Annotated in this window: 14 protein-coding genes; 3 read left to right on the top strand and 11 right to left on the bottom strand. The window is 58.2% G+C overall.

Annotation, left to right across the window (positions count from 1 at the left end):
* Positions 1-15: 15 nt before the first annotated feature.
* The 6 genes from AC50YL_RS27405 to AC50YL_RS27380 all read right to left on the bottom strand — a co-directional run bounded on the left by AC50YL_RS27405 (position 16) and on the right by AC50YL_RS27380 (position 6,130).
* The gene (locus AC50YL_RS27405) at positions 16-1,095 is read right to left on the bottom strand and encodes a sulfate ABC transporter substrate-binding protein (protein ID WP_494836173.1); all 1,080 of its coding nucleotides are present in this window, start codon (positions 1,093-1,095) and stop codon (positions 16-18) included.
* 163 nt (positions 1,096-1,258) lie between these two features.
* Positions 1,259-2,323 (bottom strand): sulfate/molybdate ABC transporter ATP-binding protein, encoded by a 1,065-nt coding sequence (locus AC50YL_RS27400; RefSeq protein WP_494836172.1) that lies wholly within the window; start codon positions 2,321-2,323, stop codon positions 1,259-1,261.
* A 3-nt stretch (positions 2,324-2,326) separates the two neighbouring features.
* Positions 2,327-3,124 (bottom strand): sulfate ABC transporter permease subunit, encoded by a 798-nt coding sequence (locus tag AC50YL_RS27395; RefSeq protein WP_494836171.1) that lies wholly within the window; start codon positions 3,122-3,124, stop codon positions 2,327-2,329.
* A complete protein-coding gene (gene cysT / locus AC50YL_RS27390) occupies positions 3,121-3,924 on the bottom strand; it encodes a sulfate ABC transporter permease subunit CysT (RefSeq protein ID WP_494836721.1) in 804 nt (267 codons plus the stop codon). Before cysT ends, AC50YL_RS27395 begins: the two co-directional genes overlap by 4 nt.
* Positions 3,925-4,138: 214 nt before the next feature.
* Complete coding sequence (locus AC50YL_RS27385; RefSeq protein WP_494836170.1) at positions 4,139-4,771, bottom strand: YigZ family protein; 633 nt, start codon at positions 4,769-4,771, stop codon at positions 4,139-4,141.
* 9 nt (positions 4,772-4,780) lie between these two features.
* On the bottom strand, positions 4,781-6,130 hold the full coding sequence (locus tag AC50YL_RS27380) for a glucose-6-phosphate isomerase (protein ID WP_494836169.1): 1,350 nt from the start codon (positions 6,128-6,130) through the stop codon (positions 4,781-4,783).
* A gap of 293 nt (positions 6,131-6,423) precedes the next feature.
* Between AC50YL_RS27380 and AC50YL_RS27375 the strand changes: the two genes are divergently transcribed.
* Positions 6,424-7,740: an NAD(P)-binding domain-containing protein gene (locus AC50YL_RS27375; protein ID WP_494836168.1), complete on the top strand. Its 1,317-nt coding sequence runs from the start codon at positions 6,424-6,426 to the stop codon at positions 7,738-7,740.
* 295 nt (positions 7,741-8,035) lie between these two features.
* On the opposite strand, the gene ppnP is transcribed toward AC50YL_RS27375, so the two are convergent.
* The 4 genes from ppnP to AC50YL_RS27355 form a co-directional block, all read right to left on the bottom strand.
* The gene (ppnP, locus tag AC50YL_RS27370; RefSeq protein ID WP_162643224.1) at positions 8,036-8,353 is read right to left on the bottom strand and encodes a pyrimidine/purine nucleoside phosphorylase; all 318 of its coding nucleotides are present in this window, start codon (positions 8,351-8,353) and stop codon (positions 8,036-8,038) included.
* Between the two features lie 128 nt (positions 8,354-8,481).
* Positions 8,482-10,497: a transketolase gene (gene tkt / locus AC50YL_RS27365; RefSeq protein ID WP_494836167.1), complete on the bottom strand. Its 2,016-nt coding sequence runs from the start codon at positions 10,495-10,497 to the stop codon at positions 8,482-8,484.
* A 313-nt stretch (positions 10,498-10,810) separates the two neighbouring features.
* Positions 10,811-11,710, bottom strand: a complete 900-nt coding sequence (gene purU / locus AC50YL_RS27360) for a formyltetrahydrofolate deformylase (protein WP_494836166.1) — start codon at positions 11,708-11,710, stop codon at positions 10,811-10,813.
* Between the two features lie 59 nt (positions 11,711-11,769).
* The gene (locus AC50YL_RS27355; protein WP_494836164.1) at positions 11,770-12,897 is read right to left on the bottom strand and encodes a deoxyribonuclease IV; all 1,128 of its coding nucleotides are present in this window, start codon (positions 12,895-12,897) and stop codon (positions 11,770-11,772) included.
* A gap of 215 nt (positions 12,898-13,112) precedes the next feature.
* On the opposite strand from AC50YL_RS27355, the gene AC50YL_RS27350 reads away from it, so the two are divergent.
* Together AC50YL_RS27350 and AC50YL_RS27345 are read left to right on the top strand one after the other, a co-directional pair.
* Complete coding sequence (locus tag AC50YL_RS27350) at positions 13,113-13,544, top strand: DUF2621 family protein (RefSeq protein WP_494836162.1); 432 nt, start codon at positions 13,113-13,115, stop codon at positions 13,542-13,544.
* Positions 13,545-13,607: 63 nt separating this feature from the next.
* Positions 13,608-14,507, top strand: a complete 900-nt coding sequence (locus tag AC50YL_RS27345; protein WP_494836160.1) for a TIGR01777 family oxidoreductase — start codon at positions 13,608-13,610, stop codon at positions 14,505-14,507.
* Between the two features lie 80 nt (positions 14,508-14,587).
* Here the strand turns inward: AC50YL_RS27345 and AC50YL_RS27340 are convergent, their stop codons facing one another.
* On the bottom strand, positions 14,588-16,207 hold the full coding sequence (locus tag AC50YL_RS27340) for a DUF6382 domain-containing protein (protein WP_494836159.1): 1,620 nt from the start codon (positions 16,205-16,207) through the stop codon (positions 14,588-14,590).
* Between the last annotated feature and the right edge of the window lie 13 nt (positions 16,208-16,220).

Here is a 16,220-nt window from a genome sequence, read left to right as displayed (position 1 = left end):
GGTCTTGCCTGTTGCTTAAATGCCCGCCAGCACCTGGTACCAGACGCCTTTGGGCGAGTAAAGCGTGCTGCGCACTTCGTCCCATCCGCCCAAGTAACCGATATCGAACAGATTCGGCGGCGTCACGAAATCGCCTTTGACCGCTTCCATCACGGAAGCATTCACGGGACGGAAGCCGTAATCCGCGAGGATATGCTGGGCCTCCTCGCCGTGCAGGTAGGCCAGAAACGCTTCCGCCACCTTGCGCGTGCCGTGCTTGTCGACGTTCTTGTCGACGACCGCCGCGGGATTCTCGATGAGGATCGTCGATGCCGGGATGACTTCCTCGTAAGGGACGCCCTGCATGATGCGCCCCTTTAACTCATTCTCGTACGTGACGATCACGTCGCCGAAGCCGTATTCGAACGCCGCCATGGAAGCCCGACCGCTCTTGTCGAGCGATTCCACGTTCTTGTGAATGCGCTCGAGGAACGCCTTCGCATAAGCGGGGTTTTTCTTGCCGGTTTTCGCTTCGGATTCCTTCAAGCCCGCGCCGTACATCGCGTTGATGTCCCATTGCGCGCCGCCGGACGTTTTCGGATTGGGGTAGAGCACCTTGACGCCTTTGCGGGTCAGGTCTTCCCAGTCCTTGATGCCCTTGGGATTGCCCGCGCGGGTGCCCATCACGGCGATGGAGCGCGTGATCATGCCGTTATCCCCGAACTGCTTGCGCCAATCGGCGTTGATAAAGCCGGCTTTCTGAATCTTGTCGATGTCGCTCTCCATCGCGAGCACGGCGATGTCCGCCTCGAAGCCGCCGGCAATGGCCCTCGCCTGCGTTCCGGAAGCTTCGTACGATTCCTGAAACGTCACGGTCTGCCCCGTCTTCGCCTTCCACTGCTTCGCGAACTCGGGGAGCAGCTTGCCGAACGCGTCCTTCACGACCGAATACGCGCCGATGACGAGCGTCACGCTGCCCTTGGGCGGCGGCGCCGGCTGCGTGCCGTCCGCGGTCCCTTCGGCGCCGTCCTTCCCGCATGCCGCCGTCGCCAGCAGCGCGAGCGAGAGGAGCGCCGCGCCTGCAATCCGCCATCCTTTTAGTAGGGTAGGTTTCATTGTGCACACAACACTTTCTAAGGCAGGATGAAACGGCCGGAGCCGTCTGTAAATGGCGATGCGAGTTTCACTCCTTCGATTTACAGAGAAGACTCGCCCCTTATGATTTCCTGTAAATCAGGATGAAACGGCCGGAGCCGTCTGTAAATGGCGATGCGAGCCGCTAAATGTAAATCGGCATCGGATCTTCCTTCAACTTGTTCTCCATGATCCAGGTGTCGTTGTCGTTGAACAGGTACGCGCGGTGGATCAGCACGCTGATCGGTTCGCCCGGCGTCAACACCTCTTTCTCCAAAGAACGGTACGTGATCAGCTTGATGTCGCCGATCTGGACCTCCACCATCCACTCGCTGCCGCGGAAATGCAAATGCTTCACGATGCCTTCCACGGTCGCGGACGGAATCCGGAAATCGCTTCTTTTGCCGATCTCGATGTATTCCGGGCGTATGAGCGCCTTCGTCGCGGGCCAGTCGGCCGCTTCCTCGAAGCCCCTCAGCCGCTCGACGTTCTCGACGATCGTCGATTCGCCGATGAAGCTCGCCACGAACTGCGTCTGCGGGCTTTTGTAGATATCCCAAGGCGTGCCCTTCTGCTCCAGGCGCCCTTTGTTGATGATCATGATCTCGTCGGCGACCTCGATCGCTTCGTCCTGGTCGTGCGTGACGAAGATCGACGTGATGCCGAGGCGTTCGATCATGTCCTTCAGCCATGTTCGGAGCTCGGTACGGATCTTCGCGTCGATGGCCGCGAACGGTTCGTCGAGCAGCAGCAGCTGCGGCTGCGGCGCGAGCGCGCGGGCGAATGCCACGCGTTGCCGCTGGCCGCCGGAGAGCTGATGCGGATAGCGGTGCTCGAAGCCCTTCAGGCCGGTCAGCTCGATCAGCGACATGACGCGCTCGCGGATGGCGTCCTTCTTCTCTTTCTTCACCTTCAGCCCGAACGCCACGTTGTCATAGACGGTCATATGCTTGAACAACGCATAGTTTTGAAACACGAACCCGATGCCGCGTTCCTGCGGGGGCAGGTCGTTCACCCGTTTGCCGTGGAAGACGATGTCGCCCGACGTCGGGGACTCCAGTCCCGCCAGCATGCGGAGAATCGACGTTTTGCCGCCGCCGCTAGGCCCGAGAAGACCGATCAGCTGCCCTTTGGCAATGTCGAAGCTGACATCCTGAACGGCATGGAAATCGCCGAATTGCTTATTTAACCCGCGCACCTCGATATGCATCGTTCAATGCACTTCCTTTCTCTTCTTCGCCCATTCCATGAGCAGCAGCAGTCCGACGGAGAACGCGGCGAGCACCAGTGCCACGCTGCTGGCCTCCGTCACGCTGAAATTCTCGACATCCTGATAGACGAGCGTCGTCGCCGTCTGCGTCTTGTTCATAATGTTGCCGGAAACGACGAGCACGGCCCCGAATTCGCCGAGCGCCCTCGCGACCGTCAGCACGACGCCGTAGATCACGCCCCAGCGAATCGACGGCCAAGTGACTTTCCAAAAGGTGTACCACGAATACGCGCCGAGCGTCGAGGCCGCTTCTTCCTGCTGCGCGCCGATTTCCTGCAGCACCGGCATGACCTCCCTCACCATCAGCGGGAACGTCACGAACAAGGTCGCGAGAATCATGCCCGGCAGCGCGTACACGACTTTAAAGCCGATATCTTCGAAGAAAGCGCCTAGCGCCGAGTTCGGGCCGAGCACGAGCACGATCATCAAGCCGCCGATGACCGGCGAGACCGCGAACGGAAGATCGACGATGCTGTTGAGCAGCCCCTTGATCCGGCGGGACATCCACGTTGCCCGCACGAGATAAAGCGCGAGCATGACCCCGAATATCGTATTCAGCAGCGTTACGATCACGACGAGAATTCCCGTCATCATGAGCGCGTGCACCGATTGCTCCCGCGTCAGCGACTCCGTGAAGCCGCTCCAGCCGTCGCCCCATGACCCGACGAATATCTTCGCCAGCGGCGCGACGATCAAGATCAGAAATACCAGATAGGTCAGCGAGATCCATAGCTTCTTCATTTGCCCTGCCTCCTCGCTTGAACGAGGTTGACGGCACCCAGGATCAGAAAGGACAGCGTCAGCAGCAGTACGGATACCGCGGCGGCTCCCTGCGCGTTATCGCTCTCGATTTCGCCGAAAATGTACACCGACGCGATCAGCGTTTTGCCGGGAATGTTGCCCGCCACGAGGACGACGGCGCCGAATTCCGCCAACGCGCGGGAGAACGCCAGCATCGCGCCGCTGATAATCCCGGGCAGCATGGAGGGAAAGATCACCTGCAGAAACGTCCTCGTCCTGGATGCCCCGAGCGTGTAGGAGGCTTCCTCTTCGGATTTGTCCAGCTCCTCCAGCAGGGGCTGTACGCCGCGAATGACGAACGGAAACGTCACGAACACCATCGCGATGATGATCGCCGGTTCGTGGAAAACGATTTCAAATCCGAGTTTGTTCGCTAACCCGCCTGCGAGACTGTTCGGGCCGAGCAGCAGCAATATCATCAAGCCGCCGACCGCGGTCGGCAGCGCAAAAGGCAAATCCACGAGACTGTTCAAAATTCTGCGCCCCGGAAAACGGTAGCGTATAAGCACCCAGCCGATCATCGTTCCGAGCAGCACGTTGATGATCGTAGAAATGACCGATAATTTGATCGTCAGCAGCACGGCTTCCCATGCGAGCTGATCCGTTACGCTTTCCCAAAAAGGCAGCCAGCCCAGCTTGAAGGACTGGGAATAAATGCCGATGATCGGCAGTACGATCAGCACGATAAAATAAAGCATGATCGTGCTTCTGAACCCGAAGCTCCACATGCGGCCGCGCATTATGAAATTCAAGCTGAATAACCCCCTGACGCTTTCCTTGAGGAATCGCGGTTGGAATTTTATAATTCCCATTAAAATACTTGGTATTAACAATGTAGCAGACGACAGGATGTCTAGTCAATCCTTTATCCAGTGCAATTCCGCGACTCCCTAGCGAAAAAAGCTCTCCGGAGGGCCGAGCCTCCGAAGAGCTTCCTATGCGTTCGGCGGCGTATCACTCTCCGTCGATATAATATTTCTCCCCGCCGGTCGCAAGCACCGCTTGGCCTTGGGTCACATCGGTGATCCAAGCCGCGAACTTCTCCGCCTCGGGTGCCGCGGGCAGGCAGGTGATGACGACGCGATCCGTGAAGTCGGTTCCGCCGATGCGGACCCCGCGCGCGTGAAACTCGTTCTCCAGCTTGCCGTACCACGTGTAATCGACGTCGACGATGACTTCGCGGTGCAGCACGCGCGTGATGGCTTCCGCCGCTTCGATCGCCGCGACGGCGCCGTCGGCGTATGCCCGGATTAGTCCGCCCGCGCCGAGCATGATGCCGCCGAAATAACGGGTCACGACGATGACGACGTTCTTCAGGCCTTGATGCTTGATCACTTCGAGGATCGGTTTGCCGGCAGTCCCGCTCGGCTCCCCGTCATCCGACTGCTTCTGGCATTCGTCCCGTTCGCCGATGACGTAAGCGGAGCAGTTATGCGACGCGTTCCAATGGAGCTTCTTGAGCTCCTCGATGTACGCGACCGCTTCCTCTTCCGAAGCGACGGGCTTGCCATAGCCGATGAACCGCGATTTCTTGATGACGATTTCTTTGCTGCCCGGCTGCCGCAGCGTTCGGTAGCTGTCCAGCATGGTCTCCGCCTACAGGCGAGCTTCGAGCTCGGCCTTTTCCTTCTCGTAGCCCGGCTTGCCGAGCAGCGCGAACATGTTCTTCTTGTACGCCTCGACGCCGGGTTGGTCGAACGGATTCACGCCCGACAGGTAGCCGCTGATGCCGCAGGCGATCTCGAAGAAGTACACCAGGTAGCCGAACGTGTACGGCGTCATGTCCTTGATGTTGACCACGAAATTCGGCACCTGGCCGTCCGTATGCGCCAGCAGCGTGCCTTCGAACGCCTTCTTATTGACGAAATCCATCGTCTTGCCGGTGAGGAAGTTCAATCCGTCAAGATCGTTTTCGTCGTGCGCGATCGTGATTTGTTCGGCCACGTTCCGGACTTGGATCACCGTTTCGAAAATATTGCGGTTGCCCTCTTGGATGAATTGCCCCATGGAGTGCAAGTCGGTCGAGAAGTCGACGGCAGCCGGGAAGATGCCTTTGTAGTCCTTGCCTTCGCTCTCGCCGTACAGCTGTTTCCACCACTCCGACACGAAATGCAGGGCCGGTTCGTAGTTGACGAGGATTTCGGTCACCTTGCCTTTGCGGTACAGCGCGTTGCGGGCCGCGGCGTATTGGTATGCTTCGTTCTCGGCCAAGTCCGGGTTGTTGTACGCCGCGGAAGCATCCGCCGCGCCTTTCATCATGTCGTCGATGCTGATGCCCGCCGCCGCGATCGGCAGCAACCCGACGGCCGTCAGCACGGAATAGCGTCCGCCCACGTCGTCCGGAATGACGAAGGACTCGTAGCCTTCCTCGTTGGCCAGCTTCTTGAGGGCGCCTTTCTCGCGGTCCGTCGTCGCGTAGATCCGCTTGCGCGCTTCGGCTTTGCCGTACTTGGCTTCCAGCGCTTCGCGGAAGATGCGGAACGCGATCGCCGGCTCTGTCGTCGTGCCGGATTTGGAGATGACGTTGATCGACCAGTCGCGCCCTTCCAGCAGCTGCAGCAGATGCGTCACGTATGTAGAGCTGATGTTGTTGCCCGCGAACAGGATTTGCGGCGTCTTGCGCTGCTCGCGCGGGAGCAGGTTGTAGAAGGAATTCGACAGCATCTCGATCGCGGCGCGCGCCCCGAGGTACGAACCGCCGATGCCGATGACGACGAGCACTTCGGAGTCGGATTTGATTTTCTCCGCGGATTTGCGAATGCGGGCGAACTCTTCTTTATCGTAATTCACCGGCAGATCGATCCAGCCCAGGTAGTCGGAGCCCGCGCCGGTTCCGCCGCGAAGCTGGTCATGCGCCGTGCGCACCTGCTGCGCCAAATTGTCGATCTCGTGCTGGCCGATGAAACCGAGCGCTTTGCTGTAATCAAACGATACTGCTTTATCCATTGGTTGAAGACCTCCTGAAAGAAAGTTTTTTGGGTACGATTCGGATAACGTTCATTGCCGGAAAATCCCCGCTTTGCGCGCACAGGGTAAGTGTTTGCGTAACGGCGCGGGATATACGTCGACGCGAGCAATAATCGGCCTTGGAAACCGGATTTTGCCTGTCCCATTCAATATCACGATAAGGATAATGGATTTGCCAGCCAAATACAAGGGAACCGCGGCCGAATGCAGCTTGCCCGGCAATTATGGTAAAATGGTTGCAGATTCACACGGAAATCAAGGAGATGACAGTTATGTTCAAAATCGGTTTTATCGGTCTGGGCGTCATGGGAGAACCTATGGCGGCCAATCTATTGCGAAAAGGTTATCCGGTCACGGTCTATAACCGCACCCCGGGCAAAGCGGTCAATCTGATCGAGCTCGGCGCGGACGAGGCGCGGACGCCTGCGGATATCGCGCGATCCTCGGATCTCGTCATCACGATGATCAGCAACGACGATTCCATCCGCGAGGTATACTACGGCGAGAACGGGCTGCTCGGCTCGCTGTTGCCCGGAAGCATCGTCATCGACAACAGCACGATCTCGCCTGCCCTCTCCCGTCAAATCCACCAAGACGCGGCCGGCAAATCCGTCGATTTCCTGGATGCGCCCGTAACCGGCAGCAAGCCCGCGGCAGAGAGCGGCACGCTGACGTTCATGGTCGGCGGAGACGTCCAAGTCCTTCATAAAGTCCACGACGTGCTGACCGCCATGGGACGCAAAGTAATCCCGATGGGACCCGCCGGCAGCGGCTCCACCGCCAAGCTGGCGCATAACACGATCGTCGGCATCAACGTTGCCGGTCTCGTGGAAGGCATGGCGATCGCCGCAAGCGGCGGCATCGACGCCAAATCGTTCCTGGAGCTCGTCCAGTCCGGCGGGGCCGCGAGCAAGATGGCCGAGCTGAAAACGCCCAAATTCTTGGAACGCGACTTCAGCGTCCAATTCTCGCTCGGGCTGATGCTGAAGGATCTGCGCCTTGCTTCGGTATTGTCGGACGAGCTGAAGACGCCGACGCCGATTCTGGAAACGGTCAAGAGCCTGTACCAAATGGGCGATGCCATGGGCTTCGGAGACTCGGATCTTTCGGCGCTTGCGCACAGCTACGAGCAGTGGATCAATAAACGCATTACCAATTACAGCGACGCGGCGGATTTCACGGCGGCAGCCGCGGAAGCGCCGGCATCGGAAGTCGGTGCGCAGGCTTCTTCCGCCGCAAGCGAAGAACGCAGGCGGAGCGAACGCCTCCAGCTCAATATTCCGCTCAAGATGTCCGTCTACCAATGGGAGCAGGAAGGGTCGTTCACCGGCCAAACGATCGACGGCATGCTGCACGATATCTCGGACAATGGCCTTCAGATTACGTCCGGCGCTCCGCTGGAGCGCGATATGTTCGTCGTCATTCACTTCCCGCAGGAAGCCGCGCTCCCTCCGGTGACGGGACGCATCATCCGGATCGAGGCCAACGGCGGCTCGTTCCGTTACGGCTGCATGCTTGCGGGCCTTGCGCCATACCAGCGCCTGCGGCTGGAAGCGTATATCAGCAAGCAGATCGTTAAAGCCGACTAAGCTGGCATGCAGCATGACAAATCATAACGAATCGGCTTGAAGCAGCAAAGGCTGCTCCGCTTTCCGCGTTGATGCGCGGGGAGCGGAGCAGCCTTTTTGATAGCTCGCGAATGCTGCGTTTCCCGATTTCGTCGGGCGACGGAAACCAATCCTATTCCGAGGAAGCTGGCGAATGCTGCATTTCCGTCTTGCGACGGAAACGCAAACCAATCGCCTTACGCAAACCAATCGATTCGAAGAAGCTGGCGAATGCTGCATTTCCGTCTTGCGACGGAAACGCAAACCAATCGCCTTTCTACTCTTGAATGTACGAGCAAGCGTAATCCGTGATGGACGCGACCTGCAGCTTGAATTTGGAGTTGGCGGGAACCGTGAATTCGCCTTCGCCGGAGATGCTGATCCATTCGGAGTCGCCCGGCAGCAGCACTTTGAGGTCGCCTGCGAGGATTTCCATGATTTCTTTGGCGTCGGTGCCGAATTCATACTCGCCCGGGAGCATGATGCCGAGCGTTTTCTTCGTGCCGTCCGCGAACAACACGGTGCGGCTGGATACTTTGCCGTCGAAATACAGATTGGCTTTCTTGATGACGGTTACGTTTTCGTACTGGGACATAAGGGGATGACTCCTCTGCGTTATGGAATGATTGCTGATAATTGCTATAGAAAAGCAGGGCTTACGCCCGCTTGTGCGGCAAGCGGTGTAAGCCCCGCGATCTAAACCTTCTCAATTTCTACGTTCGGTTACAGCAAGGCTTTGACTTTGCTGACCACGTTCTCGACCGTGAAGCCGTATTCCGCGATGACGCGGTCGCCCTTCGCGGACGCGCCGAACGTGTTGATGCCGAGCACGGCGCCTTGATCGCCGACGTAACGCTCCCAACCGAACGGCGAAGCCATTTCGATCGCAAGGCGCGCTTTGATGTCCGGCAGCAGCACGGAATCCTTGTAGGCTTTCGGTTGACGCTCGAACAGGTCAAAGCTTGGCATGCTGATGACGCGAACGTCGATGCCTTCGGCAGCGAGCGCTTTATGCGCCGCAACCGCCAACTGCACCTCGGAGCCCGTTGCAATCAGCTGAGCCTGCGGCTTGCCGTTTGCGGCATCGGCAATGACATACGCGCCTTTAGCGATGCCTTCGCGCGAATTGACGTTCGTGCCTTCCAGAACAGGGAGGTTTTGACGCGTCAGCACGAGCGCTACGGGCTGATCCGCCTTCGACAATGCATATGCCCATGCCGCCGACGTTTCGTTCGCGTCCGCAGGACGAATGACCGTGACTTGCGGGATGATGCGCAGGGAAGCCAATTGCTCGATCGGCTCATGCGTAGGACCGTCTTCGCCGACCGCGATGCTGTCGTGGGTCAAGACATAAACGACCGGTTGTTTCATCAGCGCCGCCAGACGAACCGCCGGACGCAGGTAATCCGTGAAGACGAAGAACGTTGCGCCGTAAGGCTTCACGCCGCCGTGCAGGCTCATGCCGTTGACGGCAGCCGCCATCGCGAACTCGCGAACGCCGAAGTACACATTGCGTCCTTCATAGCTGCCCGGCTTGAACACAGGCAGGCCCTTCAGATGCGTCATCGTCGAGCTCTCAAGGTCGGCGGAGCCCCCGATGAGGTTGGGAACGTTTTTCGCGAGGCCGTTCAAGGCATTGCCCGAAGCCACGCGCGTCGACAAAGCCTTGTCCGCAGGCGTGTACACCGGCAGATCCCTGTCCCAGCCCTCGGGCAGCTTGCCGCTGATCGCCGTCTCGAATTGCGCCGCCAGCTCGGGATGAGCGGATTTGTAGGTAGCGAAAAGCGCATCCCATGCCGCGTTCGCTTTCTCGCCTTTCGCCTTTACGTCCGCGAAGTGCGCGCGCACTTCAGCCGGCACGAAGAACGCTTCGTTTTCCCAGCCGTAAAATTGCTTCGTCAGCACGGTTTCTTCGGCGCCGAGCGGGCTGCCGTGCGTACCGAGGTGGCCGCCTTTGCCTCCTTTGTTCGGGCTGCCGTAGCCGATCGTCGTTTTCACTTCGATCAATGTCGGTTTGCTCATGTCGGCTTGCGCCGCCGCAACCGCTTTGGCTAGCGCGTTCAGGTCGTTGCCGTCTTCGACGCGCAGCACCTGCCAGCCGTACGCTTCGAAACGGGCATGCACGTTCTCGGAGAACGAGAGATTCAGCTCGCCGTCGAGCGAGATGTCGTTGGAATCGTACAGCACGACGAGCTTGCCGAGTTTCAAATGAGCCGCGAGCGAAGCCGCTTCGCTCGAAACGCCTTCCATCAGATCGCCGTCGCCGCAAATCGCGAACGTGAAGTGGTCGACAATGTTCAGGTCTTGTTTATTGTACGTCGCGCCGAGATGCGCCTCGGCCATCGCCATGCCTACCGCCATCGCCACGCCTTGTCCAAGCGGACCCGTCGTCGCGTCGACGCCGGCCGTGTGACCGTACTCCGGATGGCCGGGCGTTTTGGAGCCCCATTGGCGGAAGTTTTGCAGCTCTTCGATCGGCAGGCCGTAGCCCGACAGATGAAGCAGGCTGTACAGCAGCATGGAACCGTGTCCGGCGGAGAGCACGAAACGGTCGCGGTTGATCCATGTCGGATTCGACGGATTGTGGTTCATCGTTTTGGCGAATAATTGGTAGCCCATCGGAGCGGATCCCATTGGCATGCCCGGGTGGCCGGAATTCGCTTTCTCGATCGAATCAATCGCAAGCGTGCGAATGGTGTCGATGGAAAGCTGATCGATGGATTTCTGAGTAACTGTCATTACGTAAACTCCTCCTAAATCGCAATGGGTGGTACATGCATGATTTTCTCTGTGTTAATCGTGGCGGAATCCCGCACTGGCTTTGAAATATTGTACCATTACCTCATTGCCATTTCCATCTTTAATGCGGCACTGCGAAAAAATCGACACTAAAATTATAGCCCACGAAACGCATTCTTATCGCTTATTAACCGCATTGCCCGGGACGAAAGCGCGGATACTGAAAAAGACGCGCCAGTTCCGGAAAATTCCGGCTGACGCGCCTATGTTGCTCAGCGGATAATGCCGCCGCTTTTTTGATTAAGGTTGATGATTAATTGAACACGACCGTTTTGTTCTGATGAACCAGAATCCGGTCTTCCACATGCCACTTCACGGCGCGCGCGAGCACGACGCGTTCGATGGTACGGCCGATCCGTTTGAGATTGTCGACATCGTCCCGATGGCTGACGCGCTGCACGTCCTGCTCGATGATCGGACCGCCGTCGAGCTCTTCCGTTACATAGTGCGCCGTCGCGCCGATGATTTTGACGCCCCGCTGGTATGCTTGGGCATACGGCTTGCCGCCGACGAATGCCGGCAGGAAGGAATGATGGATGTTAATAATCCGGTTCGGGAACTGCTCGATGAATTTCGGCGAAATGATCTGCATGTAACGCGCGAGCACGATGATGTCCGCTTTGCCGGTCACGGCCTCCAACTGCTGTTTCTCGGCTTCCGCTTTCGTATCCGGAGTCACCGGAATGTGATGGAACGGAATGCCGAACGACTCCACGAGCCCCCTCATGTCGGGATGGTTGCTCACGACCATGGCGATATCCGCGTCCAAGTCCCCGGCCTGCCATTGCCAGAGCAGCTCCAGCAGACAGTGATCTTCCTTCGAGACGAATATCGCGAGACGTTTCTTGCGGCTGGCCCGGAACGTATGCCACTTCATCTCGAAACGGTCCGCCACGCGGGAGAAATCTTCCTGCAGAATCGGAAGCTCGCGCTCCAAGTCGTTCAGATCGAATTCGAAACGGATGAAAAACATGCCGCCCCCGGGATTCAACGTGTATTGGTCCGATTGCACGATATTCGCGCCATGCTCGTAGAGAAACTGCGACACGGCCGCAACGATGCCGTTGCGGTCCGGGCAGGAAATCAGCATGCGCGCGCGGTTGGACTTGTCCGGACGCTGCGAGGTCTGCTGGGTCTGATGAATGTTTTGCATGTGAAAAGCGACTTCCTTCCGTCAACAAGTAGTGGAGCTGGCGCTGGCCAAAGCCGGCATTATGCGTTCACGAGCAGGGTTTTGCCGGCGAACCAGGCGGTGATGCGCTGGTTGATCGCTTCTTCCGAAAGCTCGGGCAGGATGCGGTGCTCGGCCACGAGGTCGTATAAGCGGTCCATCGGCTCGCGCGGGTCGGCCTTCTTCGCTTTCGCGTCGTTCTTGAGCACGTCCCAGACGTTCAGCACGAACTCGCGGTGGTCAATGTCCTGCTTGGCGAAAAAGTGATGCAGGCGTTCCACGTCCTCCAGGAATTCGCCGCCGAAACGATTCGACGCGTCTCCGCGAAGCAAGGCGATCTCCGCCTCGTACATCGGACGCTGCGTTTTGTCCTCTTGGCCGATCCATGGCGTCTCGAGAATGAACGGACGGCCTTTGAGCGCCTCGTGATGCACGAAGTTGCGAATGGCGTCGTGGCCAATCCAGCCCGCGCCGATCGGGGCGTGGCGGTCTTTGCCGGCTCCGCGCGGGTTTTTGCTGTCGTTGATGTGGACGACGGCGACGCGGTCCAGGCCGACGATGCGGTCGAATTGGCTCAATACGCCATCGGCATCATTAATGAGATCATAGCCGGCATCGTGCATATGGCAGGTATCCATGCAGACCGTAAGGCGGTCGTTGGAGCCGACTTTATCGATGATGGACGCGATTTCCTCGAAGCTGCGTCCGATTTCCGTGCCTTTGCCGGCCATCGTTTCGAGCGCGATGTTGACATTCGTTTCTTTCGTGCCGTCCAGCACTTCGTTCAAACCCTCCGCGATCCGGGAGATGCCGAATTCGGCGTCTTTGTCCGTGTACGCCCCGGGATGCAGCACGATGTTGCGAACGCCGATCGCGTCGGTGCGGCGGATCTCTTCTTGCAGGAATCTCACGGCCAGTTCGAACGTGTCGTCTTTATAGGAACCGAGATTAATGATGTAGGGAGCATGCACGACGATTTCGTCGATCCCCGCTTCGCTCATCGCTGCTTTGCCTTCGGGGATGTAGAGATCCTCCATCGGCTTGCGGCGCGTGTTCTGCGGAGCGCCGGTATAAATCATGAACGTGCTGGAGCCGTAAGTGACAGCCTCTTTTGCTGCGGTAAGCAGCCCTTTATCGGAAAATGAAACATGCGAACCGATTTTCAACATGGACGATTTTTCGCTCCTTTCGTTTATACGACGGAAGCCTGCCGGTCGCAGGTCCTAGTAAAACGCTTGTCCTTCCTATTTTACAAGGAATGGCGAAATAAATCTAGGTTCCGAAATTTGCCGTCTGTTGCGGGATATGCTGCGCATGGCTTATAATAAATTACGATTTGCCGATGTTTAACGGAATACTGCGCTGCAAGAGGTGAGGATAAACGATGGCTCCGAATTGGTTCATGTATTTTATCGTGTTTTGGGCCGTAGTCATGATCGTGTTCATGTCGATCGGCGGTTATTTCATGTTCCGCAAATTTCTCAAAGTCCTCCCCATGCGGGATGGCAAGTCCAAGCTCGATTGGCAAAACTATTGGGTGGAACGAAGCCGCGGCATGTGGCCGGAGGATTCCAAGGAATTTCTCGAGAAGCTCGTGGCGCCGGTGCCAAGCGCGTTTCGCGATATCGCGCGCCATTCCATCGCGGCCAAGATCGCGCAAGTGGCGGTCGAAGGCGGATCGCCGGAAGTGATGCGCAACCACTGCATCGAAGGATACATACGGGCAACGCCGAAGCGCGACTACCGCAGCCTGGTGACGTTCCTGGAGCGGGAGCAGATCGATTATTCGCCCTATACGCATCTTCTGAATAAATAAGCCGCCTGCTTGGGCGGCTTTTGTTGTACCATGGTGGTAACTGGAAAAAAGGGAGGGATCGGCATGAAAATCGCCGTAACCGGAGGAACGGGCTATGTCGGAAGCCTGCTGGTCGACGCGCTGCTTGCACGGGGAGACGAAGTCATGGTGATTTCGCGTTCCGGAGGGCAACGTCAGCTCAAGCCGCGGCTGCAGTATCTCGCATGGGGGCAGCTTGAGGAGTCGCCGTCCGCTCTTGAAGGGTTCGATGCGATCGTGAATCTTGCCGGGGAATCCATTAACAGGCGCTGGAACGCGGCAGGCAAGCAAGCAATCCTTCAATCCCGGCTCGATGCCGCCATGGCAATCGAGCGAGCAGCAGCGGCTCTGAAACAGAAACCGCGCGTAGTCGTGAATGCCTCCGGCATCTCGATATATGGAACGGATGCCAGCCGCGCGCATGACGAAGGAAGCACTGTTCGGGGCACGGACTATCTTTCTTCCGTCGTGGAACAGTGGGAGGCCGCTGCGGACCGCATTCCCGCCGAACGGCTCGTGAAGCTGCGCATCGGCCTCGTGCTCGGCATGAAAGGCGGCGCTTTTCCGAAAATGCTGCTTCCCTATCGGTTGTTCGCCGGAGGTCGCATCGGAAGCGGACAACAATGGATTCCATGGATCCATGAAGACGATATGACAAGCTTGATCCTATTCTGCATCGACAATCCGGCGATCGAAGGTCCGGTAAACGCCTGCGCGCCAGAGCCGTTGACGAACGACGACTTCGGCCGCACCGTCGGCGCGGCGGCAGGGAAGCCGCATTGGTTCCCGCTGCCGGCTTTTGTGCTGAAAACCGCGCTTGGCGAGCTCTCCTTCCTTCTCCTGGAAGGCTCAAGAGCCATTCCCCGTAAAAGCGTTGAACTCGGCTTCTCGTTCCGTTACCCGAAAGCAAGCGTCGCCATGCGTCAGTTGCTCGCCCGAGAGTAAGGTTGGGCTAGCTCGAGGACTTCCCGTAAGGACGATCTGTCGGCTCGCCCCTCGCAGCTCTAACTGGTCGCAGGGCTCAATCAACCTGCGCGGAAAACATATACCGGCCCCTGCTCGCCGGCCAGCTGCAGCTGATCGGTATCCGTGAGCGGATAGGATTTGTACGGGACCATAGCGCTGCCGTTCAAGGTGCTGCCGTTGCGCGAACCCATGTCTTTCACGGACCAAAGGCCTTCGCTGGCGAGCAGCTCGACATGCGCCCTGGAGATTCCCGAAGCTTGATCGATGTAGTGTACGCCTTCATTGGAACGGCCGATGATAAAATGAAGCTGTTCCAATCTGATTTTCTCCGCCTCGCCCTCGGCTTGCCGCTCCAGCCAAGGCAGCCGCCCGGCAGTACCGGCGCCGGATGGCTCTTTGGCCTCTTGTCCGAGCAGAACCGTAGCGTCGTTTGCAGCCGTACGCGAGTATGTCGCAGCTTTATTTGACGATGCTGGCGCAGGCGGCAGGAATTCCCGCTCCCGCGGTTCTTGCTCTGGAATAATCGGGACGGCCGGTTTCCCGGGAACTTGCGCCGAATGGTTCGTACCCTTACCGAACTGGATCGAATTCGGCACGAACGCGTCCTCCGGGGGCCACTCCTGTTCATCCCTCCAGCTTTTGCGTTCATCGGGTTCCTCGCGGTTCTTTTTTATACGCTTCATCAAGAGCAGTGCCGCCGCTCCGGTCATTAGCGTCAACGCGGCGCAGATGGAGAGGTTTGTCTGCGATGGGGCAGACAGGTACAGGAACCGCCAGATGACGGCCGCCGCGAGAATCCATCCCGCCCCGATGATCCACCCCGTTCTGCCGGTTCCGCCCTCGGCTTCTTCCGGAAGTTCGGTCAAAGGAATATCGGCATCCCGCGCGCGGCCGCTGCCGTTAATGTCCCAAGCGGCGTCTACGGGCGCGCTTTCATTTGCGAACGCCGATTTTGCCGAAAATTCGGCAGCGGGCTTTTCGAATCTCGCTTTTTCTTCTCTCGGCTTCTCTATTTTCTTGTCCTGAACGGTTTGAAAGACGGCGGCAGGTTGCTTCCCGTAAGCTTCGTCCGCGCTGCTGTTCTCCGCCAATCCGGCCCTATAGCTCTCTCCCAGGAGCTTGAGCAGCGCTTGTCTCAAACGCTCCCATGAAACGAATTCGCCGCGCAAATGCTGGAAGACCTGTTGCAAGCCCAAGCCGTCGGGCTCTTCGACCGCGCCAACCCAGCGAATCGCCATCGCCAGCACCGCTTCGCCCGCTGAGGATACCATCCGCTTGTCCCGCAGAGGAACATAGGCAAGAACGGCATCGTCCCAGTTATCCCCGATAAAGATGTACTGCTCGTGCAGCAAGAAGCATTCCCCGCGAAGCATAAAATGCCTGCTGTCATCCAAAGCTTCGACGACAGCCAGCAGCAGCGTATAAAATTGAAACATCGTCATTTGCTGGGTTTGCAGCCGATGCATCAGCATGCGTTTCCCGCCCAGCGGATACCGGAACGTGATCCCGCCGTCGATGTCGATCCACTCTATGGGCAGCAGCTTCGGAATCCGCGTGCCCTGCAGCATTTGAACTTCGATGCCGTCAAGCTCATCCCGCTTTATGCCGGACTTCGTGTCCACGATCATTTCATGGCCGCGTTTCATGGCAAAGTCGACCTGAAGCTCGTCCAAAATCATCGTATATCCCTCC

The sequence above is a fragment of the Paenibacillus sp. J22P277 genome (assembly GCF_059383675.1).
The sequence above is the reverse complement of the archived record's forward strand: the minus strand, read 5'-3'. Positions and strand labels throughout refer to the sequence as shown.

Coding starts and splice junctions, on each gene's coding strand:
- AC50YL_RS27405 (WP_494836173.1), bottom strand. CDS start 1,095: ATGAAACCTACCCTACTAAAAGGATGGCGGATTGCAGGCGCGGCGCTC.
- AC50YL_RS27400 (WP_494836172.1), bottom strand. CDS start 2,323: ATGCATATCGAGGTGCGCGGGTTAAATAAGCAATTCGGCGATTTCCAT.
- AC50YL_RS27395 (WP_494836171.1), bottom strand. CDS start 3,124: ATGAAGAAGCTATGGATCTCGCTGACCTATCTGGTATTTCTGATCTTG.
- cysT (WP_494836721.1), bottom strand. CDS start 3,924: ATGCGCGGCCGCATGTGGAGCTTCGGGTTCAGAAGCACGATCATGCTT.
- AC50YL_RS27385 (WP_494836170.1), bottom strand. CDS start 4,771: ATGCTGGACAGCTACCGAACGCTGCGGCAGCCGGGCAGCAAAGAAATC.
- AC50YL_RS27380 (WP_494836169.1), bottom strand. CDS start 6,130: ATGGATAAAGCAGTATCGTTTGATTACAGCAAAGCGCTCGGTTTCATC.
- AC50YL_RS27375 (WP_494836168.1), top strand. CDS start 6,424: ATGTTCAAAATCGGTTTTATCGGTCTGGGCGTCATGGGAGAACCTATG.
- ppnP (WP_162643224.1), bottom strand. CDS start 8,353: ATGTCCCAGTACGAAAACGTAACCGTCATCAAGAAAGCCAATCTGTAT.
- tkt (WP_494836167.1), bottom strand. CDS start 10,497: ATGACAGTTACTCAGAAATCCATCGATCAGCTTTCCATCGACACCATT.
- purU (WP_494836166.1), bottom strand. CDS start 11,710: ATGCAAAACATTCATCAGACCCAGCAGACCTCGCAGCGTCCGGACAAG.
- AC50YL_RS27355 (WP_494836164.1), bottom strand. CDS start 12,897: ATGTTGAAAATCGGTTCGCATGTTTCATTTTCCGATAAAGGGCTGCTT.
- AC50YL_RS27350 (WP_494836162.1), top strand. CDS start 13,113: ATGGCTCCGAATTGGTTCATGTATTTTATCGTGTTTTGGGCCGTAGTC.
- AC50YL_RS27345 (WP_494836160.1), top strand. CDS start 13,608: ATGAAAATCGCCGTAACCGGAGGAACGGGCTATGTCGGAAGCCTGCTG.
- AC50YL_RS27340 (WP_494836159.1), bottom strand. CDS start 16,207: ATGATTTTGGACGAGCTTCAGGTCGACTTTGCCATGAAACGCGGCCAT.